At 64.9% G+C, this 24943-nt stretch carries 21 protein-coding genes; 9 read left to right on the top strand and 12 right to left on the bottom strand.

The window, feature by feature from the left end:
- Nucleotides 1–18: 18 nt before the first annotated feature.
- The 4 genes from Q0030_RS23370 (at nt 19) to Q0030_RS23355 (ending at nt 4173) form a co-directional block, all read left to right on the top strand.
- Nucleotides 19–1155, top strand: coding sequence for an acyl-CoA dehydrogenase family protein (locus Q0030_RS23370; RefSeq protein WP_298372099.1), 1137 nt, complete (start codon nt 19–21; stop codon nt 1153–1155).
- 146 nt (nt 1156–1301) lie between these two features.
- Entirely contained in the window at nt 1302–2471 is a 1170-nt protein-coding gene (locus tag Q0030_RS23365; RefSeq protein WP_298372097.1) for an acyl-CoA dehydrogenase family protein, read from the top strand.
- A complete protein-coding gene (locus tag Q0030_RS23360; RefSeq protein ID WP_298372096.1) occupies nt 2471–3127 on the top strand; it encodes a glutathione S-transferase family protein in 657 nt (218 codons plus the stop codon). Before Q0030_RS23365 ends, Q0030_RS23360 begins: the two co-directional genes overlap by 1 nt.
- A 218-nt stretch (nt 3128–3345) precedes the next feature.
- Complete coding sequence (locus Q0030_RS23355) at nt 3346–4173, top strand: helix-turn-helix domain-containing protein (RefSeq protein WP_298372095.1); 828 nt, start codon at nt 3346–3348, stop codon at nt 4171–4173.
- A 25-nt stretch (nt 4174–4198) separates the two neighbouring features.
- Here Q0030_RS23355 and Q0030_RS23350 read toward each other — a convergent pair whose 3' ends face one another.
- Together Q0030_RS23350 and Q0030_RS23345 are read right to left on the bottom strand one after the other, a co-directional pair.
- Nucleotides 4199–5104: a hypothetical protein gene (locus Q0030_RS23350; protein WP_298372094.1), complete on the bottom strand. Its 906-nt coding sequence runs from the start codon at nt 5102–5104 to the stop codon at nt 4199–4201.
- A 117-nt stretch (nt 5105–5221) separates the two neighbouring features.
- The gene (locus Q0030_RS23345; protein WP_298372092.1) at nt 5222–6445 is read right to left on the bottom strand and encodes an ABC transporter substrate-binding protein; all 1224 of its coding nucleotides are present in this window, start codon (nt 6443–6445) and stop codon (nt 5222–5224) included.
- 213 nt (nt 6446–6658) lie between these two features.
- On the opposite strand from Q0030_RS23345, the gene Q0030_RS23340 reads away from it, so the two are divergent.
- The 4 genes from Q0030_RS23340 to Q0030_RS23325 all read left to right on the top strand — a co-directional run bounded on the left by Q0030_RS23340 (nt 6659) and on the right by Q0030_RS23325 (nt 12840).
- Nucleotides 6659–7525 (top strand): 3-keto-5-aminohexanoate cleavage protein, encoded by an 867-nt coding sequence (locus Q0030_RS23340; protein ID WP_298372090.1) that lies wholly within the window; start codon nt 6659–6661, stop codon nt 7523–7525.
- Between the two features lie 112 nt (nt 7526–7637).
- Nucleotides 7638–9236 carry an AMP-binding protein gene (locus Q0030_RS23335; protein WP_298372088.1) on the top strand — a complete coding sequence of 533 codons (1599 nt, stop codon included), beginning with the start codon at nt 7638–7640 and terminating at the stop codon, nt 9234–9236.
- Nucleotides 9236–10864, top strand: a complete 1629-nt coding sequence (locus tag Q0030_RS23330; protein WP_298372086.1) for a carboxyl transferase domain-containing protein — start codon at nt 9236–9238, stop codon at nt 10862–10864. The genes Q0030_RS23335 and Q0030_RS23330 overlap by 1 nt, the downstream gene beginning before the upstream one ends.
- Nucleotides 10861–12840, top strand: a complete 1980-nt coding sequence (locus tag Q0030_RS23325) for an acetyl-CoA carboxylase biotin carboxylase subunit (RefSeq protein ID WP_298372084.1) — start codon at nt 10861–10863, stop codon at nt 12838–12840. Before Q0030_RS23330 ends, Q0030_RS23325 begins: the two co-directional genes overlap by 4 nt.
- Before the next feature lie 179 nt (nt 12841–13019).
- Here Q0030_RS23325 and Q0030_RS23320 read toward each other — a convergent pair whose 3' ends face one another.
- The 9 genes from Q0030_RS23320 to Q0030_RS23280 form a co-directional block, all read right to left on the bottom strand.
- Complete coding sequence (locus tag Q0030_RS23320) at nt 13020–14012, bottom strand: dipeptide ABC transporter ATP-binding protein (protein ID WP_298372082.1); 993 nt, start codon at nt 14010–14012, stop codon at nt 13020–13022.
- On the bottom strand, nt 14009–15022 hold the full coding sequence (locus Q0030_RS23315) for an ABC transporter ATP-binding protein (protein WP_298372080.1): 1014 nt from the start codon (nt 15020–15022) through the stop codon (nt 14009–14011). Before Q0030_RS23315 ends, Q0030_RS23320 begins: the two co-directional genes overlap by 4 nt.
- Entirely contained in the window at nt 15022–15915 is an 894-nt protein-coding gene (locus Q0030_RS23310; RefSeq protein ID WP_298372078.1) for an ABC transporter permease, read from the bottom strand. The genes Q0030_RS23315 and Q0030_RS23310 overlap by 1 nt, the downstream gene beginning before the upstream one ends.
- Before the next feature lie 4 nt (nt 15916–15919).
- Nucleotides 15920–16867, bottom strand: a complete 948-nt coding sequence (locus tag Q0030_RS23305; RefSeq protein WP_298372076.1) for an ABC transporter permease — start codon at nt 16865–16867, stop codon at nt 15920–15922.
- A gap of 86 nt (nt 16868–16953) precedes the next feature.
- Nucleotides 16954–18549: an ABC transporter substrate-binding protein gene (locus Q0030_RS23300; RefSeq protein ID WP_298372074.1), complete on the bottom strand. Its 1596-nt coding sequence runs from the start codon at nt 18547–18549 to the stop codon at nt 16954–16956.
- Between the two features lie 423 nt (nt 18550–18972).
- The gene (locus Q0030_RS23295) at nt 18973–19860 is read right to left on the bottom strand and encodes a TauD/TfdA family dioxygenase (protein WP_298372072.1); all 888 of its coding nucleotides are present in this window, start codon (nt 19858–19860) and stop codon (nt 18973–18975) included.
- A 79-nt stretch (nt 19861–19939) separates the two neighbouring features.
- Nucleotides 19940–20638, bottom strand: coding sequence for a DUF2270 domain-containing protein (locus Q0030_RS23290; protein ID WP_298372070.1), 699 nt, complete (start codon nt 20636–20638; stop codon nt 19940–19942).
- Between the two features lie 122 nt (nt 20639–20760).
- Nucleotides 20761–22311, bottom strand: coding sequence for an AMP-binding protein (locus Q0030_RS23285; RefSeq protein WP_298372068.1), 1551 nt, complete (start codon nt 22309–22311; stop codon nt 20761–20763).
- 116 nt (nt 22312–22427) lie between these two features.
- Nucleotides 22428–23582 carry an iron-containing alcohol dehydrogenase gene (locus Q0030_RS23280; RefSeq protein ID WP_298372066.1) on the bottom strand — a complete coding sequence of 385 codons (1155 nt, stop codon included), beginning with the start codon at nt 23580–23582 and terminating at the stop codon, nt 22428–22430.
- Nucleotides 23583–24094: 512 nt separating this feature from the next.
- Here Q0030_RS23280 and Q0030_RS23275 point away from each other — a divergent pair.
- The gene (locus Q0030_RS23275) at nt 24095–24397 is read left to right on the top strand and encodes a hypothetical protein (protein WP_298372064.1); all 303 of its coding nucleotides are present in this window, start codon (nt 24095–24097) and stop codon (nt 24395–24397) included.
- On the opposite strand, the gene Q0030_RS23270 is transcribed toward Q0030_RS23275, so the two are convergent.
- The gene (locus Q0030_RS23270; protein ID WP_298372062.1) at nt 24379–24939 is read right to left on the bottom strand and encodes a GNAT family N-acetyltransferase; all 561 of its coding nucleotides are present in this window, start codon (nt 24937–24939) and stop codon (nt 24379–24381) included. The two genes, Q0030_RS23275 and Q0030_RS23270, sit on opposite strands and share 19 nt — an antisense overlap.
- Nucleotides 24940–24943 lie beyond the last annotated feature (4 nt).

The raw sequence follows: 24943 nt of genomic DNA, 5'->3' as shown, positions 1-24943 counted from the left end.
AATCAACGGAGCACGCGGATGGCAAACCCGTTCTACACCAGCGAGCATGAGGCCTTTCGCGAGGTGATGCGACGCTTTGTGGCCAGGGAAATCGAGCCTTATGCCCATCAATGGGACGAGGAGGGCGAGTTTCCGCGCGCGCTCTATGCCAAGGCGTCCGACATCGGGCTGCTCGGCCTCGGTTTCCCTGAAGAATATGGGGGGATCGCCGCCGACCAGTTCATGAAGATCGTGGCCTCGCAGGAGCTGGCGCGCGCCGGCGCCGGCGGCGTCTCCGCGAGCCTGATGAGCCACACCATCGGCTCGCCGCCGATCGCCCGCGCCGCGCGCCCGGACGTCAAGGCGCGGGTGCTGCCGGAGGTGCTTGCGGGCAAGAAGATCTCCGCGCTCGCGATCACCGAGCCGAGCGGCGGTTCCGATGTCGCCAATTTGCGCACCAAGGCGCGGCGCGACGGCGACCATTACGTCGTCTCTGGCGAGAAGACCTTCATCACCTCGGGCATGCGCGCCGACTATCTGACGGTCGCGGTGCGCACCGGCGGCGAGGGGCCGGGCGGCGTCAGCCTGCTCTTGATCGAGGGCAATACGCCAGGTCTCTCCCGCACCAAGCTGAAGAAGATGGGCTGGTGGGCGTCGGATACCGCGACCCTGCATTTCGACGAATGCCGCGTGCCGGTCGAGAATTTGATCGGCGAGGAGGGGCAGGGCTTCAAGATCATCATGCAGAACTTCAACAGCGAGCGCATGGGCATGGCGGCGGGCTGCACGGCCTATGCGCGCGTCTGCCTCGACGAGGCGGTCGCCTATGCCAAGGAGCGCAAGACGTTCGGCAAGCCGATCGCCCAGCACCAGGTGATCAGACACAAGATCGTCGACATGGCGCAGAAGGTCGCGGCCTCGCAGGCGATGCTGGAGATGCTGGCGTGGCGGCTCGGCCAGGGCGAGAGCCCAGTCGCCGAGATCTGCATGATGAAGAACCAGGCTACACAGACCATGGCGCATTGCGCCTCCGAGGCGGTGCAGATTTTCGGCGGCGCCGGCTTCATGCGCGGCGTCAAGGTCGAGCGCATCTACCGCGAGGTCAAGGTCAATGCGATCGGCGGCGGCACCGAGGAGATCATGAAGGATCTCGCGTCGAGGCAGATGGGACTCTAGAGATGCCGTTCACCCTCAACCGTCATTCCCCGGTGCGCAATTGCGCACCTGAGGGCGACGCGAAGCGGCGAGCCCGGAATCCGTAACCACGATAATGCGTATGGATTCCGGGCTCGCGCTCCGGAATGACGAAGGATAAATAGAACATGCTCTTCACCGCCGACCACGACGAACCGCGCCGCGCTTTACAAAAGTTCATCGCGGCCGAGATCAATCCTCATGTCGACGAATGGGAGAAGGCCGATATCTTCCCGGCGCATGAGCTGTTCAAGAAGCTCGGCAATCTCGGCTTCCTCGGCCTTAACAAGCCGGTCGAATTCGGCGGTCAGGGGCTGGATTATTCCAACGCGCTGATGATGGCCGAGGAACTCGGGGCCATCACCTGCGGCGGCGTGCCGATGGCGATCGGGGTGCAGACTGACATGGCAACGCCGGCGCTGGCGCGGTTCGGCTCCGACGAGGTGCGGCGCGAATTCCTGGTACCGGCGATTGCGGGCGACCAGGTTGCCTGCATCGGCGTCTCCGAGCCCGGCGCCGGCTCCGACGTCGCCTCGATCAAGACCAACGCGCGCTCCGACGGCGACGACTACGTCATCAACGGCGGCAAGATGTGGATCACCAACGGCACGCAGGCCGACTGGATCTGCCTGCTCGCCAACACCAGCGACGGCCAGGTCCATCGCAACAAGTCGCTGATCTGCGTGCCGATGAAGACCAAGGGCGTGCAGGTCGCGCGCAAGCTCGACAAGCTCGGCATGCGCTCATCGGATACGGCGCAGATCTTCTTCGACAACGTCCGGGTGCCGAAGCGCAACCGGATCGGCGAGGAGGGGCAGGGCTTCACCTACCAGATGATCCAGTTCCAGGAGGAGCGGCTGTGGGGCGCGGCGGCCTGCCTGAAGGCGCATGAATTCATCATCAACGAGACCATCGACTACACCCGGAGCCGCAAGGCGTTCGGCGGCTCGATCCTCGACAACCAGGTGGTGCACTTCAAGCTGGCGGAGATGCAGACCGAGGTCGAGCTGCTGCGCTCGCTGATCTATCGCGCCGGCGAGGCGCTGGTCGCCGGCGAGGACGTGACGCGGCTTGCGACCATGGCGAAATTGAAGGCCGGCCGGCTCGGCCGCGAGCTGACCGACGCCTGCCTGCAATATTGGGGCGGGATGGGCTTTACCAACGAGACGCCGGTCAGCCGGGCCTATCGCGACAGCCGCCTGACCTCGATCGGTGGCGGCGCCGACGAGGTGATGTTGATGGTATTGTGCAAGATGATGGGCACGCTGCCCGGCATGAAGCAAAAAGGAAACGCCTGATGATCACGCTCTATCACTGCGACGCCGCGCGCTCGTTCCGCCCGCTGTGGATGCTGGAGGAGCTTGGGCTGCCCTATGAGCTGAAGATGCTGCCGTTCCCGCCGCGCGTGTTCGCCAAGGAATATCTCGGCATCAACCCGCTCGGCACCATTCCGTTCATGGTCGACGGCGAGACGAAGATGACGGAATCCTCCGGCATCTGCCACTACCTCGGCACCAAATACGGCCCGACGCCGTTGATCGTAGGCCCCGACGAGCCCGCCTATGGCGCGTTCCTGAACTGGATGTATTTTTCCGATGCGACGCTGACCTTTCCGCAGACGCTGGTGCTTCGCTACAGCCAGCTCGAGCCGGAGGAGCGTCGCAACCCGCAGGTCTCGGGCGATTATGCAAAATGGTTCCTGGGCCGCCTGCGCGCGGTGGAAGCCGCCGCCGCGAACTCGGAATTCCTCTGCGCGGAACGCTTCACCGCCGCCGACATCACCAACGGTTATGCGCTCCGGCTCGCCAGCAATATCGGCCTCGCCAAGGATTTCGGGCCCAATGTCGCGGCCTATTGGGCGCGGCTGCAGCAGCGCGAAGGTTACAAGCGCGCGGTGGCGTCGGAGCAAAAAGCCGGGCAGGAACAGAACGTTGTGCCGCGGGCGCGGCCGTAACTTCTCCGTCATTCCGGGGCGATGCGTTAGCATCGAGCCTCAGATGCACAATTGTGCATCGGGGAATCTCGAGATTCCACAATGCGCAACTGCTCATTGGGGCTCGCATCTTCGATGCGTCCCGGAATGACGACATTTCGCGTCGGTGACAGGTTGCGAATTTGCGCTATGGTAGCTCCGCCGCAGCGGCCCAAAGAGCCGCGCGAGGAGGAACCGCCATGGACGCGATCGTGGACGCGAAGTGCCAAAAATCCGGCCAGCAGTCCGGCCACCGGATGCTGATCACGCCGGAACGGGTGTTCTATGCCGGGCTGCTCGGCCGTCCGCGCGAGCGCTGTCCCGGCGCATTCCACGTCTATGTCGCGATCCGCGACGGCTTGCATCTGTCGACCAGCGAGGGCCGCGAGTCCCACGGCGAGCTAGCCGTGACGATGCCGAACCTGCGCCACACCATCACCAGCGAATATCGCTCCGCGATCTGCGTCGCGATCGAGCCGGAAAGCGTGCCTGACGGCACGCTCGAAGCCGTCGCCCGCCGCCTGCAAGGGCCCGACTCTCATTTGTTCGCGAACCGGATTCGCAACGCCTATGCGACGCTTGCCGAGATGCAGCATCGCGATGCGATCGCGAATGCCGAGTTCGACACCATGTGCTTCGGCGACGCGCTGCCGCAGCGTGTGCTCGATCCGCGGGTGGTGCGCGCGATCAGCCGCATCGGGCAGTTCTCCGGCGAGCCGGTGACCGCGGCAGGCTGCGCCACCGAGGCCGGTCTTTCTCCGTCACGCTTCCTGCATCTGTTCAAGGAGGAGACCGGAATCTCGTTCCGCTCCTTCCGCGCCTGGAAGCGCGCGCGGCATCTGCTGCACTTCGCCAACCAGGACATCAACCTCGCGCATCTCGCGCAGGATATCGGCTATCCCGACTCGACCCATTTCAGCCACTCGATCCGCCGCTTCTATGGCTTGAAGCCGCGCGCGATCTTCTCCGGCTCGCGGGATCTTGCGATCTACCGCACCGGGCAGGCGGTGGGCGAACGGGCGCTGTGAGTAGAGCTGGCAAGCAACGCCACGGTCAGTGCACCACGGTCTGGACGACCACTGAGGTCAGGGTACCTGGATTGTCCTCGGGGAGCGTGTGGGTTGGCCGAGCCTGCCAGCTCTGGATGATAAATGCGTCGGGCGAAATCGTCGGATCTGCGACGAGCTCGTGATATCGCTGAACGGCATGACCGGTCCAGGCGAGGTCGCTGTGGTCGCCCGGATCGCCGTCGATCACGACGCCATAGCTAAGGCCTGCCGCGTGCAGTCGGCTCTTCCAGACCGTGAGTTGTGGCCGCCAGTTGTTTTGCCAGATCAGGTCAGCCTGCAGGAAGGTCAAAGGCTTGCCGGTCTTCGCCTTGAACAGCGCCGCGAACTTCAGGATTTCGCTGAGGCGGCCGGACGTCTGGTCTGTCACGGGCTCGATGTCGCCGAACCGAACGGCCGGGAACACTGCCTTCAACGCTTTGACGCTCGGGGCGATGTTGTCGACGACTTCTTCAGTCGTGTACTGGCACGCGCGGCGGGCGAAATGTCCCCAAGTCATGGGCTCGTCGAAAGCGACATAGGCGATCTCGCCTCCCTGGGCCGCGACCCGCTCCGCCGCCTTCTTGATGACCGCGGTGGTGGTGTAGCCGGGAATGCCGTTTCCGCACCGGGTCGTGGCGACCAGAATCTCAGCCTCCATGGCGAGTGCGATGTGGCGACGGCGAAGATCTTGGATCACGGCGGCGAGGTCCGCATTGCTCGATCGGTGCAGGAACTGGGTGGAGACCTTGAAGACCTGGATCGCCGCAGCCGCGCGTCGCCACGGCGCGCTCTGCTGGAACAGTTCCATGAAGTCGCTCGCCGTGGCGACGCCGCCGCGATCGGCCTGAACCACGGGGTCGACGCCCGAAAGCCAGATCTGCTCCGCCGCCGCAGCCGACGTCGCGATCAAGCAGGCGCCGAGCGCAATGCCGAGAAACAAGGATCTGGGATTCGTCAAAGGATTCACCTACATCGCTCACCAGTTGCGATATAGATCGCTTCGTTTCGGTCGTCATGACGGCCTTGATCACAAATTCGCGCCCTGGATCACCTCGCCGAACCGCAGCCAGCCGGGCCCTTCGATCCGTTGCAGCTGAAGCTGCTGCAGCGGGTGGTGATTGGTCTGGCTGGTGTTGACGCGGATGCCGGGCAACAGCGTCGGGACCTCGACATCCCTGAGGTTGTTGGCCTGCGCCATGATGTTGTCGCGGGTGAAATTGCCCTTGCACTGCTCGAGCACGATCTTCAGCACCTGCGCCACCGTGTAGGCGTAGAGACTGTAGCCCTCCTTCGGATTGCCGTCGGGGAAGTACTTCGCCATGAAGGCGAGGAAATCCTTCACGCCGGGGTCGTTGGCCCAGGCCGGATCGGCGACGTCCTTCACATAGGCCGACGAGATCGTGCCCTGCGACTTGTCTAGGCCGACAGGCGCAATGGTCGAGGAGATCGAGGCCGCGCCGCTGGCGATGAAATGCATCGGCTTCCAGCCGAGCTCGTAGATCTTGCGGATCGACTGCGCGCAGAATTTCGCCGTGGAGCCCGAGATCAGCACGTCCGGATTGGCGCCACGCAGCGCAACGATCTGGGAATCGATCGTGGGATCGGTGACCTCGTGCGAGGCCACCACCGCCGAAGTCGCGAACCGCTCGCCCAGGACATCCTTGGTGCCGGCGACGAAATCCTTGCCGAGATCGTCGTTCTGGTAGAGCACCGCGAACTTCGCATTCTTGTTCTGGCTCAGCGCATATTTGACGAACACCTGCGCCTCGGTGCGGGCGCTCGGCGCGAAGCCCATGGTCCAGGGATAGGTCTTGTAGTCGCCCCATTTGTCGCCGTTCACCGACAGGAACAGATGCGGCACCTTGGCGGCGTTGATGTATTTGACGACCGACGAGTTCGGCGCGGTGCCGAGCATGTTGAACAGGAAGGCGACATTGTCGCTCTCGATCAGGCGGCGCACCTGCTCAACCGTCTTCGCCGGATTGAACGCGTCGTCGTAATAGATGTATTTGATCTGCCGGCCGGCGATGCCGCCCTGCTCGTTCAACATCTTGAAATAAGCTTCCTGGCAGCGCGCCTGCACGCCGAGCGCCGACACCGGTCCGCTGAGCGAAGTGGTGCTGCCGATCCTGATCTCGGTCGCGGTGACGCCGGGTGTGTCTTCGGCCAGCGAAGGCCTGAGGCCCGCGATCGCGGCAAGTCCCGTGCCTGCCGCGCCGGTGAGCCATCTGCGCCGGTTGATCGAGACCATGACGTTCTCCCCGTGATGCCGGCTTATTGCGCCGCTTTTGCTTACAGCGAGCCTACGCGCCACGTGGGTGTCGCGTCTTGTGTTAACCGGCTGACGGCGGATTCCGTCGTGAGCGCATCCACTTAGCCAGTCAACGCAAGATGGCGCACAGACAAATTTCTCATCATGGCAAAATCAGCCGCGCAGGTGCGCTGCAACCCGGACGAGAGACCCATGAGCGACAAGGCCGTCATCACCTGCGCGCTGAACGGCGTGCTTACCGACCCGAAGCAGCACAATGTTCCGGTGACGCCGGAAGAGATGGCGCGCGAGGCCAAGGCCGCGTTCAACGCCGGCGCCAGCATCATGCACATCCATCTGCGTCAGCAGGCGCCTAACAAGGGCCACCTGCCGTCGTGGGAGGTCGCGGTCAGCAAGGAGATCCAGCAGGCGATCCGCGAGGCCTGCCCCGGCGTCATCATCAACCACACCACCGGCACCTCGGGTCCGAACTACCAGGGCGCGCTCGACTGTGTGCGCGAGACCAGGCCGGAAATCGCGGCCTGCAACGCCGGCTCGCTCAACTATCTGAAGGTCAAGGCCGACAACACCTGGGCCTGGCCGCCGATGATGTTCGATAACGCGGTCGAGAAGGTGCAGGACTATCTCGATGTGATGAAGGTGGCCGGTACGATTCCAGAATTCGAGTGCTTCGATGTCGGTATCGTGCGCTGCGTCGGCATGTACCGGCAGACCGGCATGTATTCCGGCCCGCTCGAATACAATTTCGTCATGGGCGTCGCCTCGGGCATGCCGGCCGATCCGGAGCTGTTGCCGATCCTCTTGAAGCTGAAGGCGCCGGATGCGCATTGGCAGGTCACTGCGATCGGCCGCGCCGAGATCTGGCCGCTGCACCAGCGCGCCGCCGATCTCGGCGGCCATCTGCGCAGCGGTCTGGAAGATACATTCTATCTCGGCGATGGCGCCAAGGTGACGTCGAACGGGCAACTCGTCGAAGGGCTCGCCGCCTGCGCGCGGCGCGCGGGGCGCGAGATCGCGAGCCCCGCGGAAGCGCGACAGATCTTCGGGGTCAGGCACTAGGCCGCACCAGCCGTCATTGCGAGCGAAGCGAAGCAATCCATCTTGCCACTCGAAGAGAGAGTGGATTGCTTCGTCGCTTCGCTCCTCGCAATGACGAGGCGGGAGGAAGCACATGGACAATCTCGCAGCAACCGGCGGCGTCGCCGGGCCGGGCCGCATCGGACGGGTCGCGATCGGCGACCTCCTCAAGCGCGCCGCGCGGCGGTTTCCGGATCGCGTCGCGCTGACCGACGGCGGAAGGCAAGTCACCTTCACCGAGCTCGAGCGCGACGCCAATCGCTTCGCCAATCATCTGGTGCAGCGCGGGTTGAAGCCGGGCGAGAAGATCTCGACCATCTGCAACAACTCCGTCGAGTTCGTCAAAGCGCTGTTCGGCATCCACCGCGCCGGCCTGGTCTGGGTGCCGATCAACACCATGCTCGGGCCGTCGGACATGGACTACATCCTCGGCCATGCCGAGGTGCGCTTCGCCATCATCGACGACAATCTCCATGCCCAGGCCGACCGGCGCGCCGCACTGGAAGCGCGTGGGATGGAGATGATCGCGATCGACCTGACCGGCAATGCCGGCAAGACCGGATTGCCGGAGTTCAACGGCCTGATGGAGGGGCAATCCGATATCGAGCCTGACATCGAGATCAACGACCGCGATCTCGCAATGATCATCTACACATCGGGTACCACGTCGCGGCCGAAAGGCGCGATGCATTGCCATCTCGCCGTGGTGATGGCGGTGATGAGCAACTGCATCGAGATGCAGCTCTCGCGTGATGACGGGATCACGGGCCAGTTTCCGCTGTTCCATTGTGCCGGCCATGTGCTGCTGCTGAGCTATCTCTCGGTCGGCGGCCGCATGGCGCTGATGCGCGGCTTCGATCCGGTGGTGTGCATGGAGGCGATCGTCCGCGACAAGCTCACGGTGTTCGTCGGTCTGTCGCTGATGTACCAGGCGATCCTCGATCATCCGCGCCGCCGCGAATATGACCTGTCCGGCCTGCGCTGCTGCATCTACACCATGGCGCCGATGGGCAAGCCGCTGCTCGAACGCGCGATGGCGGACATGTGTCCGAACTTCGTGCTGACCAGCGGCCAGACCGAAATGTACCCGGCGACGACGATGTCGCGGCCGGAGGTGCAGCTCGAGCGCTTCGGCAACTACTGGGGCGAGTCGCTGATCGTCAACGAGACCGCGATCATGGACGACAACGGCAATCTGTTGCCGCGCGGCGAGATCGGGGAGCTGGTGCATCGCGGACCCAACGTGATGATGGGCTATTACAAGGACACCAAGTCGACCGAGGAGGCGCGCAAGTTCGGCTGGCACCATACCGGCGACCTCGCCCTGATCGACGCCAATGGCGAGGTGCTGTTCCTCGACCGCAAGAAGGACATGATCAAGTCGGGCGGCGAGAACGTCGCTTCCGTCAAGATCGAGGAGACGTTGCTGGCGCACCCCGCCGTGCAGAATGCCGCCGTGGTCGGCCTGCCGCATCCGCAATGGGGCGAGGCGGTCTCCGCCTTCGTCAAGCTGAAGCCCGGTGCGGTGGCCGACGAGGCCGACATCGAGGCGCATTGCCGAAAGCATCTCGGCGGCTTCCAGGTGCCGAAGCTGGTGCGTATCCTCGAGGAGATGCCGATGACCGCGACCGGCAAGCTGCGCAAGGTCGAGCTGCGGCAGCAGTACAGTGGGCATTTTGTGGAGCGCGCCTAGTGGCTATCATCGAGAACACCATCGCCACCGGCAGCGCCGCATTCCAGGGCAATCGCGACGGCATGCTGGCGCTGATCGCCCGGATGCGGGGGCTGGAGGAGCGCACCCGCGCGGCATCGGCCGCGGCCAAGGACCGCTTCCACAAGCGCGGCCAACTGCTGCCGCGCGAACGCGTCGCGCTGGTGCTCGATCCCGGCTCGCCGTTCCTCGAACTGTCGACGCTCGCCGGCTACATGTTCGATGTGCCGGACCCGGACAAGAGCGTGCCGGGCGGCGGCCTGGTCGCCGGTATCGGTTTCGTCTCCGGCATCCGCTGCATGGTCAGCGCCAATGATGCCGGCATCGACGCCGGCGCGCTGCAACCCTACGGTCTCGACAAGACGCTGCGGGTGCAGGAGCTCGCGCTGGAGAACAAGCTGCCCTATGTGCAGCTCGTCGAAAGCGCCGGCGCCAATCTGCTGCGCTACCGGGTCGAGGATTTCGTCCGCGGCGGCAACATCTTCCGCAATCTGGCGCGGCTGTCGGCGGCGGGGCTTCCCGTCGTCACCGTCACCCACGGCTCGTCGACCGCGGGCGGCGCGTACCAGACCGGCCTTTCCGACTACATCGTGATGGTGCGCGGCCGCACCCGCGCCTTCCTCGCCGGGCCGCCTTTGCTCAAGGCCGCCACCGGCGAGATCGCGACCGAGGAGGAGCTCGGCGGCGCCGAGATGCACACGCAGATCTCCGGGCTTGGCGATTATCTCGCCGAGGATGACCGCGACGCACTCCGCATCGCGCGCGACATCATGGCCAAGCTGCCATGGGACCGTCCTCGGGATCGTTCGACGCCCGAATCCGCTTCGTTCAAGCCGCCGCGCTATGACGCCGAGGAGCTGCTCGGCATCATGCCGATGGACCACAAGCGTCCGGTCGACATGCGGCAGGCGATCGCGCGTTTCATCGACGACTCCGATTTCACCGAGTTCGGTGCCAATTACGGCCCGGCGACGGTCTGCGGCCATGCCCGCATCGAAGGGCAGGCGATCGGCATCATCACCAATAATGGCCCGCTCGATGTGCCCGGCGCCAACAAGGCGACGCATTTCATCCAGGCCTGCTGTCAGTCGCGCACGCCTATCCTCTACATGAACAACACCACCGGCTACATGGTGGGCCGCGCCTATGAAGAGGCCGGCATGATCAAGCATGGCTCCAAGATGATCCAGGCCGTGACCTCGGCGACGGTGCCGCAGATCACGCTGTATTGCGGCGCCTCGTTCGGCGCAGGTAATTACGGCATGTGCGGCCGCGGCTTCCATCCGCGCTTCTGCTTCTCCTGGCCGAACGCCAAGACCGCCGTGATGGGCGGCGAGCAGGCCGCCGAGACCATGGCGATCGTCACTGAAGCTGCCGCCGCGCGGCGCGGCAAGCCGATCGAGAAGGAGAAGCTCGACGCGATGAAGGCGCAGATCACCGGTGTGTTCGATGGCCAGATGGACGTGTTCTCGACCAGCGCCCGGGTGCTCGATGACGGCGTGATCGATCCGCGCGATACGCGGACGGTGCTGTCAGAGGTGCTGGCGATCTGCCGCGAGGCGGAAGCACGCACCCCGCAGCGCATGCAGTTCTCGGTGGCACGGCCATGAGCGGTACCATCGTGAAGCGGACACCGTTCTTCAAGATCCTGATCGCCAACCGCGGCGAGATCGCGGTGCGAATCATGCACACGGCGCGGCGGCTCGGCTATGGCGTGGTCGCGGTCTATTCGGATGCCGACCGCGACGCGCTGCATGTGCGCGAGGCCGACCAGGCGGTGCGGATCGGCGAGGCGCTGCCGGCGCAATCCTATCTGAAGATCGACGCGATCATCGCCGCTGCCAAGGCGAGTGGCGCCGGCGCGGTGCATCCCGGCTACGGCTTCCTCGCCGAGAACGAGGATTTCGCGCAGGCCTGCCGCGATGCAGGGCTCGTGTTCATCGGTCCGTCGCCGGAGGCGATCCTTGCGATTGGCAACAAGGCCGGCGCCAAGGACATCATGCAGAAGGCCGGCGTGCCCTGCGTGCCCGGCTATCAGGGCGCCGATCAGAGCGATGCCGTCATGTTGGCCGAAGCGAAGAAAATCGGCTTCCCTGTCATGATCAAGGCAGTCGCCGGCGGCGGCGGCCGCGGCATGCGGCTGGTCGCGGATGCCGGCGCATTTCCGGATGCGCTGCGTAGCGCGCGGTCGGAGGCGCTGGGCGCGTTCGGCGATCCCACCGTCATCCTCGAGCGCGCGATCGTCGATCCCCGCCACATCGAGATCCAGGTGTTCGGCGACCGCTATGGCAACGCGGTCCATCTTGGCGAGCGCGATTGCTCGGTGCAGCGGCGGCACCAGAAGCTGATCGAGGAGGCCCCGTCACCCGCGGTGACGCCGGAGCTGCGCGCGCGGATGGGTGCGGTCGCCGTCCAAGCGGTCAAGGCAATCGGCTACGAGGGTGCCGGCACGCTGGAATTCCTGCTCGATCGTGCCGGCAATTTCTACTTCATGGAGATGAACACGCGGCTTCAGGTCGAGCATCCCGTCACCGAGGCGATCACCGGGCTCGATCTCGTCGAGTTGCAGCTTCGTGTCGCCCGGGGCGAACCGCTCGGTCTGAGGCAGGAGGACATCACCTTCTCCGGTCATGCCATTGAGGTCCGGCTGTGCTCCGAGGATGCCGGGCACGACTTCATGCCGCAATCCGGCACGATGGCGCGGTGGCAGGTGCCGGATGGTATCCGTGTCGAGCACGCACTGCAGTCCGGTTCGGAGATTCCGCCGTTCTATGATTCGATGATCGCCAAGGTCATCAGCCACGGCGCGAGCCGCGACGAGGCGCGGGGCAAGATGATCTGTGCGCTGGAGCAGGTCACGGCCTTCGGCGTCACCACCAATCAGGGTTTCCTGATCGACTGCCTGCGTCATCCGGTCTTTGCCAAGGGCGAGGCGACCACGGCCTTCATCGGCAACAACCGCGATGCGCTGCTGGCGCCGCGGCCCGATCGCGGCAGCGACCTCGCGCTCGCGGCGCTGCTGCTCTATGTCACCAACCCGCACGCGCCGCCATGGCAGCGCGGCCGGTCGCTGTCAGCGACGTTCCCGCTCGGCTTGCGGATCGACCTCGGCCACGGCGTGCAGGAGATCGAGATTGTCCGCGAGCGCGACGGCAGCTACCTCGCGACCCGCAATGGCGATCGCTTCAGCTTCGTGATCGATGAACTAGGTCAGGACAGCATCCGTTTCCATCATGATGGCGTGATGGAGCAGGCCAAACTCCTGCGCGATGGCGATCGCCTCCATATCCTGCATCGCGGCATCACGCTGTCGGCGCGCGATTTCACCCTTGCCCCGCCGGAGAGCGCGACCGCCGCCGGCGGCGACGGCAAGGTTCGTGCCGCGATGAACGGCCGGGTCGTCGCGGTGCTGGTGAAGGCCGGCGACAAGGTCGCGGCCGGCCAGCCGGTGATGACGCTGGAGGCGATGAAGATGGAGCATGTCCACACCGCCGGCGTCGCGGGCACGGTGTCGTCGATCGACGTCGCCGAGGGCGAGCAGGTGACGACGGGGAAGATCGTGGTGGAGATCGAGGCGGCGGCGTAACAGGTGTCGTCCCGGGCAAGCCAACGAGTCGGCGCGAAGCGCCGCCCGATGACAGGCTCCGCGCGACCCGAGACCCATAACCACCGAATGTGGTGAGAGAGTTCGTTGGAGCCACGGCGTTGCTCCACATCGAACAGTTGTGGTTATGGGTCCCTGCTTTCGCAGGGAGGACAGTGGAGTTATTCGGCACGCCCTGTGCCGTCATTCAGCCAGCAGGCGACCTGATGCGCCGGCCCGGCCGCTTGCAGCGCCGGGCGTTCGGTCTTGCAGCGATCCATCGCGTAGCGGCAGCGGGTGTGGAAGGCACAGCCCGAGGGCGGGTTGATCGGGCTCGGCACGTCGCCGTCGATCAGTGGCGCGGTTCGCCTGGCCTTGGGGTCGGCGATCGGCACGGATGCGAGCAGCGCCTGCGTATACGGATGGCGCGGATTGGCGAACAGCTCGTGCTTGTCGGCGATCTCGACGATGCGGCCGAGATACATCACGGCGACGCGATGGCTGATATGGGCGACGACCGCGAGGTCATGCGCGATGAACAGGTAGGAGAAGTTCTGCTTGCGTTGCAGGTCGATCAACAAGTTGATCACCTGCGCCTGGATCGAGACGTCGAGCGCGGAGACCGGCTCGTCGCAGACGATCAGACGTGGCCCGAGCGACAGCGCACGCGCGATGCAGATGCGCTGGCGCTGGCCGCCGGAGAACTGGTGCGGAAAATTCTTCATCTGGTCGGGCCGGAGCCCGACCTGCTGGAACAGTTCCGCGACGCGCTCCTGCTTCTTCGCGCCGGTCGCGATGCCGTGCACGCTCAATGGTTCGCCGACGATATCGCCGGCCGTCATGCGCGGGTTGAGCGAGGCGAACGGGTCCTGGAACACGATCTGCATCGAGCGGCGGTAAGGCCGCAGCGCGGTCTTGCTGAGCGGCGCGATATCCTCGCCGTCGAGCTTGATCGCGCCGCTGGTCGGCTCGACCAGCCGCAGCACGGTGCGCGCCACCGTCGACTTGCCGCAGCCGGATTCGCCGACCAGCCCGAGCGTTTCGCCGGCACCAAGCGCGAAGCTGACGCCGTCGACCGCGTGAACGGTGCCGACCTGCCGGCGCAGCACACCGCCGCGCACCGCGTAGTGCTTGACGAGATCGGTCACCTCGAGGAGCGGGCGTTGCTCGGTCATGGCGCCTCCGCCATCTCGCCGGCGCGCCAGCACGCCGCCCAGTGATTGCTTTTGACCTCATCGAGCGGCGGGTACTCCTTGAGGCAGCGGTCGATCGCGAACTTGCAGCGCGGCGCGAAGGCGCAGCCGGGCGGCAGATTGGTCAGCGACGGCACCATGCCGGGAATTTCGGTCAGCCGCGCATCGGTCTTCGCGCCCAGCGCGATCACCGCCGGCATCGAGGCCATCAGCCCGCACGTATAAGGATGCAGCGGCTTCTCGAATAGGGATTCGACGGTCGCCTCCTCGACCTTCTTGCCGGCATACATCACGATCACGCGCTGCGCGGTCTGCGCGACGACGCCGAGGTCATGGGTGATCAGGATCAGCCCGGTGCCGAGCCGCTGCTGCAAATCGACGATCAGCGCGAGGATCTGCGCCTGGATGGTGACGTCGAGCGCGGTGGTCGGCTCGTCCGCGATCAGGAGCGCCGGCCGGCAGGCCAGCGCCATCGCGATCATGGCGCGCTGGCGCATGCCGCCGGAGAGCTGATGCGGATATTCCTGCGCGCGGCGCTCCGGTTCAGGGATGCGCACCAGCCGCAGCATGTCGACCGCCTGCGCCCACGCCTCCTTGCTGCTCATCTTCCGATGCAGGCGCACCGCCTCAGTGATCTGGTCGCCGATCCGCATCACCGGATTGAGCGAGGTCATCGGCTCCTGGAAGATCATGGAGATGCGGTTGCCCCTGATGGCACGCATTGCGGCATCGTCGAGCTTCAGCAGGTCGGTGCCTTCGAGCGTCACCGAGCCGCCGACGATGCGGCCGGGCGGATCGGGCACCAGGCGCATGATCGAGAGCGCGCTGACGCTCTTGCCGCAGCCGGATTCGCCGACGATCGCCAGCGTCTCGCCGCGGCGAACCGAGAACGAGACGTCGTCGACCGCGCGGAACAGGCCGGAGTTGGTGAAGAACACCGTCTGCAGGTTCTTCACGTCGAGAACCGTCTCTGCCGGAGTAGCCTCGCTCATCAGCCGCGCTGCCTCGGATCAAGGATGTCGCGCAGCGCGTCGCCGAACAGATTGGTGCCGAACACCGCGAGACTGATCGCAATCCCGGGGAAGATCACCAGCCACGGCGCGGTGCGGACGTATTCAGCAGCGGATTCCGACAGCATGCGGCCCCAGGACGGATACGGCTCGGGAATACCGAGGCCGAGGAATGACAGCGACGCCTCGGTCAGGATGGTCGAGCCGAGCTGTGCGGTAGCCAACACGATCAACGGAGCGATGGTGTTCGGCAGCACGTGGCGCAGCGCGATGCGCATCTCGCTCATGCCGATCGATTTGGCGGCCTCGACGAACGGTTGCTCGCGCAGCGCCAGGGTGTTGGCGCGGATCACGCGGGCGACGGTCGGGATCAGGGGAATGGCGATCGCAAGGATCACGTTCGGCAGCGACGGGCCGAGCGCCGCGGTCATCACCAGCGCGAGCACAAGGAGCGGCAGCGATTGCAGGATGTCGGTCACCCGCTGGAACACGAGGTCGACCGAGCCGGAGAGATAGCCGGAGGTGAGACCCACGATCACGCCGAGCGTGGCGCCCAAGGTCGTGGAGCCGATGCCGACCGCAAGCGAGATCCGCGCGCCATGGACGATGCGGCTCCAGACGTCGCGGCCGAAGGAATCGGTGCCGAACCAGTGCAGCATGGAGGGCGCGGCAAGCCGGTGGGCGGAATCGACGGTAAGTGGATCGTAGCGGCTGATCAGATCGGCAAAGATCGCGGTCAGCACGAACAGCAGCATGATGATCAGGCCGATGGTGCCGAGCACATGGCGCCGTGCCAAAAAGGCCAGCCGTCCCCAGCCGCCGGTGGCGTTGGCTCCGGCACGGCGCAGTTCGCTGTCGAAGTTGATGGTCGCCATCAGGTCAGTCTCCAAACCGGATGCGCGGGTCGATCGCCGCATAGAGCATGTCGACAATGAAATTGACGACCACGACGACGACAGCGATGAACATCACGAGGTTCTGCACGATCGGGTAGTCGCGCCAGCGCAGCGCCTCGACCAGGAAGCGGGCGATGCCGGGGATGTTGAACACGGTCTCGGTGACGATAAGCCCGCCGATCAGGAAGGCGGCCTCGATGCCGATCACGGTGATGACCGGCAGCACCGCGTTCTTCAGCGCGTGGTGATAGTTCACGGAGGCTTCGGAAGCGCCCTTGGCGCGCGCGGTGCGGATGTAGTCCTGGCGCAGGATCTCGAGCATCGAGGAGCGGGTGATGCGCATGGTCAGCGCCGCGCTGCGGAAGCCGACCGCCATCGCCGGCACCACATAGATGGTCAGCGCCTCGAGCCAGGTCTTCGGGTTCGGATTGAAGATCGGCATGGTGCCGAACAGCGAGACCGAGGCCATGAGGATCAAGAGGCCGAGCCAGAATGACGGCAGCGAGAGGCCGCTGAGGCTGACGACGCGCAGCGCATAGTCGAGCTTCGAGCCCTGATGCACCGCGCTGATGACGCCGAGCGGAATCCCGATTGAGGCGGAGAACAATAGCGCCAGCCCCGCGAGCCGCGCGGTGATTGGAATCCGCGGCAGGATCTCCTCCAGTGCCGGCTTCTCCGAGACATAGGAATAGCCGAGGTCGCCGTGCAGCAGACCGCCGATCCAGTGTAGGTACTGGATCACGATAGGCTGGCTCAGGCCGAGCTCGCGCTCGAGATTGGCCTTGTCGGCGGGATCGACGAAGCCCGCGGCGTCGAACAGGATGTCGACGATGTTGCCGGGAACGACGCGCAGCAGCACGAAGATGATGACCGAGATCCCGAACAGGGTCACGAGCATCAGGAACAGCCGCCGCACGATATAGGCAAACACCCTGGCTCTCTCCCTGATCCCGAATCTTCTTTTGGCCCGTTTTCTTGACGCGAACTGGTATCGACTTCGCTCGAAAACGCTTTGCGCTACTTGTCCAGCCAGACGTCTTCGTAGCGATAGCCGTTATAGGAGCTGTTGGACATGATCGTGACATTCTTCACGTAAGGCTTCCAGCAGGTGCCGGTCCGGGCATGGAAGATGATCGGGCGCGCGACGTCTTCCTGCAGCTTCTTGTCGATCTCCCAGACCAGCTTCTTGCGCTTGTCGAGATTGGTCTCTTCGGACTGCTGGTCGAACAACTTCTCGATGTCCTTGTTGCAATAGTTGGTGTAGTTGCGCTCCGAGCCGCAGGCATAGTTCTCGTAGAAGGACTGATCGGGCTCGTCGACAGCGTTGCCGGTGAGGTTGAGGCCGAGTGAGTAGTCCTTGCGCGCAATTTTCGGGAACCATTGCGCGGTGTCGACGACGTCGAGCTCGGCGTCGATATAGATGCTCTTGATCTGGTCGATCAGGATGATCGCGGGATCGCGGTAGACCGCGATGTTGCGGGTCGACACCTTGATCTGCAGATGCTTGTCCGGGCCATAGCCCGCCTTCTGCATCAGCTTGCGGGCTTCCTCGCGGTTCTTCTCGATGTCGGGACCGTAGCCGGGAATCTGCTCCAGCATGTCCTTTGGCATCGCCCACAGGCCGTCGGGGGCCGGCTCCATGGTGCCGCCTATGTCGCCCTGGCCCTCGAACATGATCTGGATGAACGCCTTGCGATCGAGCGCGAGCGCCAGCGCGCGGCGGATGTCGAGATTGTCGAACGGCGGTGCGCTCGAATTGATGATGATGTTGGTGGAGACGTTGTTCGGCTCGACCACGCAGACCGCCTTGGGGTCCTGCGATTTGACGTCCTTCAACAGCGGGATCGAGACCTCGGTCGGGAACGTCATGTCGAACTTGCCCGAGACGAAGCCGAGGATCGCGGTCGAGCGGTTCGGGATGATGGTGAACTCGATGCCGTCGAGATAGGGCAGGCCCTTCTTGAAGTAATCCGGGTTCTTGGTCAGCTTGATCGACTCGTTGGCCTTGAACTCGACGAACTTGAAGGGGCCGGTACCAACAGGCTTGGTGCGCATCTCCGCCGGCGAAACGTGGCAGGGATAGACCGGCGAATAGCCCGAGGCGAGCAGCGACAACAGCGCCGGCTGCGGCCGCTTCAGCTTGAACGACGCCTCATAGTCGCCGTTGGTCGTGACTTGGTCGACCTGGTCGTACCAGGACTTGCGCGGGTTCTGGCGGAACTTCTGCTGCGACTTGCCCATCAGCATGTCGAAGGTGCATTTGACGTCGGCCGCGGTGAACGGCTTGCCGTCGTGCCACTTCACGTCCTTGCGCAGCTTGAAGGTCAGCGTCTTGTTGTCGCCGCTCCAGGCCCAACTTTCCGCAAGCTCGGGCCGGATCGTGCTGGCGCTGTTCTGGGCGATGTGCTGGTCGAAGATGACGAGGTTGTTGAAGATCGGCATGAACGGAATGTTCACCGAATAGGTTGCGCCCTCATGGATCGAGGCGCTGCCGGGGCTATCGCGGTGATAGATCCTGAAGATGCCGCCGGATTTCGGCTCGGCTGCGCGTGAAACGTCGCCGATGGTCAGCACAGACAACACCGCGACGGCCAGCGCTTGCACGCTCCGCATGGTCCCCTCCACGAATTTCGGTCTCAATGGCCGATTGGCATCGACGATACCACGGTGAGGCTGTCGGGCAACCAGCGAGGGCCGTGCGGGGATTGGCAATTCGGATGACGTGAGTGCATTAAAATTTCCACGGACGGGGAATAATGGCTGTGATTGCGGGGAACTCAGTCGGTTTTGCTATGCAGCTACGAATCTCCGTTCGAATTCGATTGCTAGCGGCGATGCGTGCGGCGCGAAGCGGTTCGCGATCAGCGACAGTTTGTCGCCGATATGATCTGTGCATCCCAGATTCTTCCCGTCATCCTGCGGCGCTCGCGCAGCGAGCCTCGAAGGATGCACGGCCAGCGGCCGGGGCCGTCCATCCTTCGAGGCGCCGCTTCGCGGCTTCTCGGGATGACGGGGAGAGAGCTTCGACAAAAAGAATCACTCCGCCGCCTGCGTTGAGGGCGGCTGCATGTTCGCGACACCGTCGGCCTCGGTTGCCGAGATCGTGGTGCGGATCATCAGGCGGCCCTCATGCGCCGGCCAGGGACGGCCGCGATGCATGGTGGCGCGGTTGTCCCACATCACGACGTCACCCTGCTTCCATTGATGCAGATAGCTGACGCCGGGCGTGGTGGCGGCTTCGGTCAATTGCTCGATGAGCGCCTTGCCGGCGTCGGCATCCATGCCTTCGACGCCATAGGCGTGGGAGGCGAGATAGAGCGCGCCGCGGCCGTTGACCGGATTGCGCCAGACCATGCGCCAGCATACCGGTGGCAGTGCATCGACTTCTTCCGATGTCGCGAGCCCGGTTGCCACCTTGCTGCGCGAATGAGCGTAGGAGTGCCAGGCGAAGGAGTTCTCCAGCCGCTTTGCCACGTCCTTGTCGAGCCGCTCGAAGGCCAGCCGCATCGAGACGAACTCGGTCTCGCCGCCATGTTCGGGGATGATGCGTGCGGACAGGATCGAGGTCAGCGCCGGCACGCGCTTGAAGGAGGAGTCGGTGTGCCAGAGCTGATTGGCCTTGGCGCGCAGCTGCTGCCGATGGTCAGACGGAACCACCTTGCCGTCGGGTCCGAAGGTCGAGAGGATCACGAAATGCGAGCCGGTGCCCATCGAGCCGACCTTGGTCGTCTCGGGCGGGCCGAAGCGGCGCGAGAAGGCGAGCTGGACGTCGTCGCTGACCTCCTGGCCGCGGAACACCAGCACTGAGTGTTCCTCGAACGCCGCGCGCACCGCCGCATAGGCAGCATCGCTGGCGGCAACATCCGAAAGCGTGACGCCGCGCAGTTCGGCTCCGAATCCAGGACGCAGTGGGATCACTTCCATCGGCAAATCCTCCCTGACTTTTCTTGTTGAGGAGAGGTTAGGGGAAAAGCCGGCCAGCGGCAACGCAGCTCGTGCTGCCTCACCCCATCGCGATCAGATTGTGCCGCGTACGCCGGTCTGCGACCTCCATGCGATGCGTGACGAAGGCGAACAGCGCCCAGCTGGAATGGAAGGCGACGCCGGCTAGAACCACGATGGCCCCGGGAATCGGGCCGATCGCGGCGCGGTCCCAGATCTCGCTCAGCGTGGTCAGCGGCAGCGGGTGGATCGCCAGCTTGCCGTAATAGGCGATGGCCTGGATCGCGAAGATCCAGCCATAGGTCCGGCGCAGCCGTCGGCCGATCGCCCGGGCAAGGCTGATGTGATAGCGCGGGTGCCGGTAGTCGTTGGCGAGCAGCTCGGTCCAGGTCGCGTTCGGCGTGGGACCTTCGCCGCGGATCATCGGCGCGTAGAAATCGGTTTCGAGCAACCGGGCGCGGGCGCGCCAGACGTTGAAGTAGCGATAGCGTCGCGCCTCGAACAGCAGGAACACCGTGACCAGCAACCCGACCAGCACCATCGGAAGGGGCGAAGCCTCCGCGCTGCTGTAGGTCGCCGACAGCGCGATCCCGGTCGTGACCACCGCCCAGTTGGTGGAGCTGTCGAGGCGCGTGCGCCAGACCGTGCTGCGGTAGACCTCGCCGCGATAGAGATGGGCGAGCGCACCGATCTCGGCGGCAGTGAATTCGAGCCTTCCGGCCGGTACCGGCTCCGGCTCGCGCGGCTTGGGCGACGGCATGGCGGCCTCCGGCGAAGCTGGCTTGCGATCCCGCAGCATAGCGCGGAATCCGCACGACGGGCGACTTAGTTACGCCGTCCGGCGTCCTCAACTCCAACTGCCCGGCTCGCCGCATCGCCTGTTCACACGATCCGCGAGGTCTTGTTGCCCCAATAGCGATCGCGCAGCAGGCGCTTGTAGAGTTTTCCGGTCGGCAGCCGCGGCAGCTCGGCCTCGAAATCCACCGAGCGCGGTACCTTCTGGCGCGACAGCGAACTTGCGCAGAAGGCGATCAGCTCCTCGGCGAGCTCCGGCCCCGGCGCGATACCGTCGACCGGCTGCACCACCGCTTTCACTTCCTCGCCGAGATCGACATTGGGCACGCCGAACACCGCGGCGTCGGCGACCTTGGGGTGGGTGATCAAGAGGTTCTCGCATTCCTGCGGGTAGATGTTTACGCCGCCGGAGATGATCATGAAGGTGGCGCGGTCGGTCAGATAGAGGAAGTTGTCGTCGTCGACATAGCCGACGTCGCCGACCGTACTCATGCTGCCGTCTGCCGAGCGCGCCTCGCTGGTCTTGGCCGGATCGTTGAAATATTCGAACGGCGTCGCGGTCTTGAACCACACCGTGCCCGCTGTGCCCTTCGGGCAGGGCTGCATGTTCTCGTCGAGAATATGCAGGTCGCCGAGCAGTACCTTGCCGACGGTGCCGCGATGCGCGAGCCACTCCTCGCTATTGCAGGCGGTGAAGCCGAGGCCTTCGGTCGCGCCGTAATATTCGTGGATGATCGGGCCCCACCATTTGATCATGTCGTCCTTGACCAGCGCCGGGCAGGGCGCCGCGGCATGGATCGCGATCTCGAGCGTCGACAGATCGTAGCGGGCGCGAACCTCCTCGGGCAGCTTCAGCAGGCGCGAGAACATCGTCGGCACCAGCTGGCTGTGGGTGATGCCCCATCTCTCGACCAGCTGGAGATAGCGTTCGGGATCGAAGCTCTCCATGATGACGACGGTGCCGCCCATCCGGATGGTGAGATTGACCGCCGCCTGCGGCGCCGAGTGATAGAGCGGTGCCGGCGACAGATAGACCATGCCCTCGCGGTAGTGCCAGAGCTTGGTCAGGAAATCGAACAGCGGCAGGTTTTCTGACGGCGGCTGCTCGGGCAGCGGCCGCACGATGCCCTTTGGCCGGCCGGTCGTGCCGGACGAATAGAGCATCGCGGTGCCCGCATATTCGTTCGCGATCGGGGTCGCCGGCAGGCCGGCGGTGGCCTCGCGCAGCCCGACGATGCGATCGCTTTCACTGTCGCCGTCGACCACGATGCAGAGCTCGACATGCGGGCACTCCTTCAGCGCCTCGCGCGCGATGTCGAGCTTCAGCTTGGAGGTGATCAGGATCCGCGACTGGCTGTTGGTCAGGATGTAGGCGAGCTCACTGGGCGTGAGGTAGGAATTGACGCAGGTGAAATAGAGGCCGGAACGCTCACCGGCGCCGCAGGCCTCGAGGTAGCGGTTGTTGTTCTCCATGAAGATCGAATAGTGGTCGAGCCGCTTCATGCCGCGGTTGCGGAACAGATGCGCGAGACGGTTGTTGCGCGCCTCGAGCTCGCGATAGGTGACGATCTCGCCGGTCCCGGCCATGATGAAGGCTGGTTGCAGCGGGCGCAGGTAAGCATGCTTGCCGGTGTACATCGAAGGTCAGATCTCCCCTCAGTCTTTGCTTTGCTTCTCGTTTGAGCATGATCTCCGCGCAAACGCTTCGCGTTTGTCGCGAGGGAAGACCGCTTCGCACTTTTCCGGATCATGCTTTAAGCGGCCATCACCAGAATCTCGCGGACCTGGGATGGCCCGTCGATCTTGCGCGGATTGCGCGGCACCCAGGGCGTGCGCATCGCACCCGCCGCGATGCGGTCGAAATGCTCAGGGCCAACGCGGACCTCCGCCAGGCTGCGCGGCATGCCGAGGTCGCGGATGAAGCGGTCGAGCAGGTCGCCGGCGTCCGCGCCCGGATGGCCCATCGCGGCTGCCACCAGCGCCTGCCGGTCGCCATTGTCGCGCTTGTTCCAGCGCATCACCGCAGGCAGCATCACGCACGACGTGTAGCCGTGCGGCACGTCGAACTCGGCGCCGAGCACGTAGCCGATGCCGTGGCTCGCGCCCATCGGTACGCCGGAGGCGAGCGGGCCGGTCGAGAGCCAGGTGCCGATCTGGCAATCCATCCGCGCCGAGATGTCCTTCGGGTTGGCCTTCACCCGCGGCAGGCCCTGCGCGAGCATCTCCAGCCCCTTCAGCGCCTGCGCATCGCCGTAGGGATGCGCCTCGCGCGAGCAGATGCCCTCGACGCAATGATCGACCGCGCGGATGCCGGTCGACAGGAACAGCCAGTCCGGCGTGTGCACCGACAGGTCCGGATCGAGGATGGTGGCGCGCGGCATCACCAGGGGGTGGCGCAGCATCTCCTTCTGCCGCTTGGCCTCGTTGGTGACGCCTGCGATCGACGAGAACTCGCCGCCGGCGATCGTGGTCGGCACGCTGATCTGGCGCACGGTGGGAGGATTCATCTTGGGCGAGACGCCGCCGCGGGTGCGGATCGTGTCGATGCCGTCGGATGTCATGACGTTGTTGGCGAGGCAGAGCTGCACCGCCTTGGCGCCGTCGGTGATCGAACCGCCGCCGATGGTGACGATCAGATCGGCCTTCGCATCGCGCGCCTGTTGCGCCGCCGCGATGACCGCGGCGCGCGGCGTGTGCGCCGGCATCTGGTCGAAGGTGCCGACGCAGCGGGCGCCGAGCGCCTGGCGGACTTTCTCGATCTCGTCGGTTTCGCGGTTCAGCGTACCCGACACCATCAGGAAGGCGCGCTGGGCGCCCAGCCGGTCCAGTTGCTCGACCACAGCCTCACGGGCGGGCCGCCCGAACACGACCTCGTCCATGGCACCGAATACGACACGGCCTCGATGCACGCGGCTATCCTCCCTCAAGATGGCCCGCCTTGCCGGCGGCCCTTTGCGGGGAGGTTAGCGGAGGAAATCGAGGCCGTCATCAGGGCTCCTGCCGGTGGTTTGGTACGGTCGCGCCGCCCATTCCGCTGTCGTCCCTGCGAAAGCAGGGACCCATAACCACAGGGTCGTGTCGTTGAAGTGAGCTGTGGCCCCAGCGCTGGCTAAGCAATTGGCATCGGTGGTTATGGGTCCCAGGTCGCGCTGCGCTAGCGAGTTCGTTGCGCGGCTTGTAAGTCATGCATCCGCAGTTTCGCGGCGCGCTGCACCCGAGTCTTGCGTTTACTTGCCCTCCGCTTGAGCAGAGGGCGCAGGGAAAGCCGGCGCGGCAGGAGGGGGCACGGCTCCATCCACCCGTCATTCCCCGGAGCCCCGGAATGACGGAAAGCTTCGGTTCGGGCCGTGGGTGACTGGCAGAAATCTTGACGGCGACATTGCCGCGTGTGTTACACCTCGATAGCAACAGGGACGTGCGCATGACATCCACCGTCGATCTGGCGAAACTGCATAGTGACGACTTCACGCCGTATCAGGACGCGGAGTTCGAGATGCAGACGGCGGAGCACGCCGTGACGCTGAAACTTGCCAAGGTCGAGTTCGCAGGCAACAGCGGTCGGCCGGGCGGTGCATTCTCGCTGTTGTTTGCGGGGCCGAAGGGGGCGTGGTTGCCGCAGGCGATTTATCCGGTGCGGCATCCGGCGCTCGGCGTGATCGAGATCTTCCTGGTTCCGATCGGCCCGCTCGGCGATGGCAACGGCTATCAGGCGGTCTTCACCTGATGGCCGGAAGCTGCAGTCCGGCGCCAGCGCATCAGGTCGTAGACGCCCTTGTCTTCCTCGGTGACGAATCCGAGCCGGCGGTAGAGCCGCATCGCCGGATTGAACTTCTCGACATGGATTGACATTGCCTTGCCTGCGCCGGCGGCCTCGTCGAGCAGGTCGCGCATCAGCGCGCCGCCGAGACCGGATCCGCGATGTTCGGGCAGGAAGGCGATATCGATGACGCAATGCTCGCTCGGCCAGCGGTCGACATAGAGGCGGCCGATATCCTCTCCACCACGCATCGTCACCAGCCAGTCGGCCGTCGGATAGTGCTGCTGGTAATGCGCATGCTGTGCCTGGAACTGCATCGCCAGGAAAGCGGCCTTCTGCTCCGCGCTCCACGGGGTCACCGCCAGTTCATCGGTGCGCGTCGAAGCATAGAGCCGCGACAGGAAGGGCAAATCGGCATCAGCGATACGACGGAAGCTCAGGCCGGCATCCGCGGCGCGCGTCCATCCGAACGCCGCGGCAGCCGTATCGGTGCTCAAACCATCCGCCATGGCA

This window comes from uncultured Bradyrhizobium sp., from assembly GCF_947648125.1.
In the GTDB taxonomy this organism is placed as follows: domain Bacteria; phylum Pseudomonadota; class Alphaproteobacteria; order Rhizobiales; family Xanthobacteraceae; genus Bradyrhizobium.
Note: the sequence above shows the minus strand (reverse complement) of the source record. Positions and strands in the feature narration are given on the sequence as shown.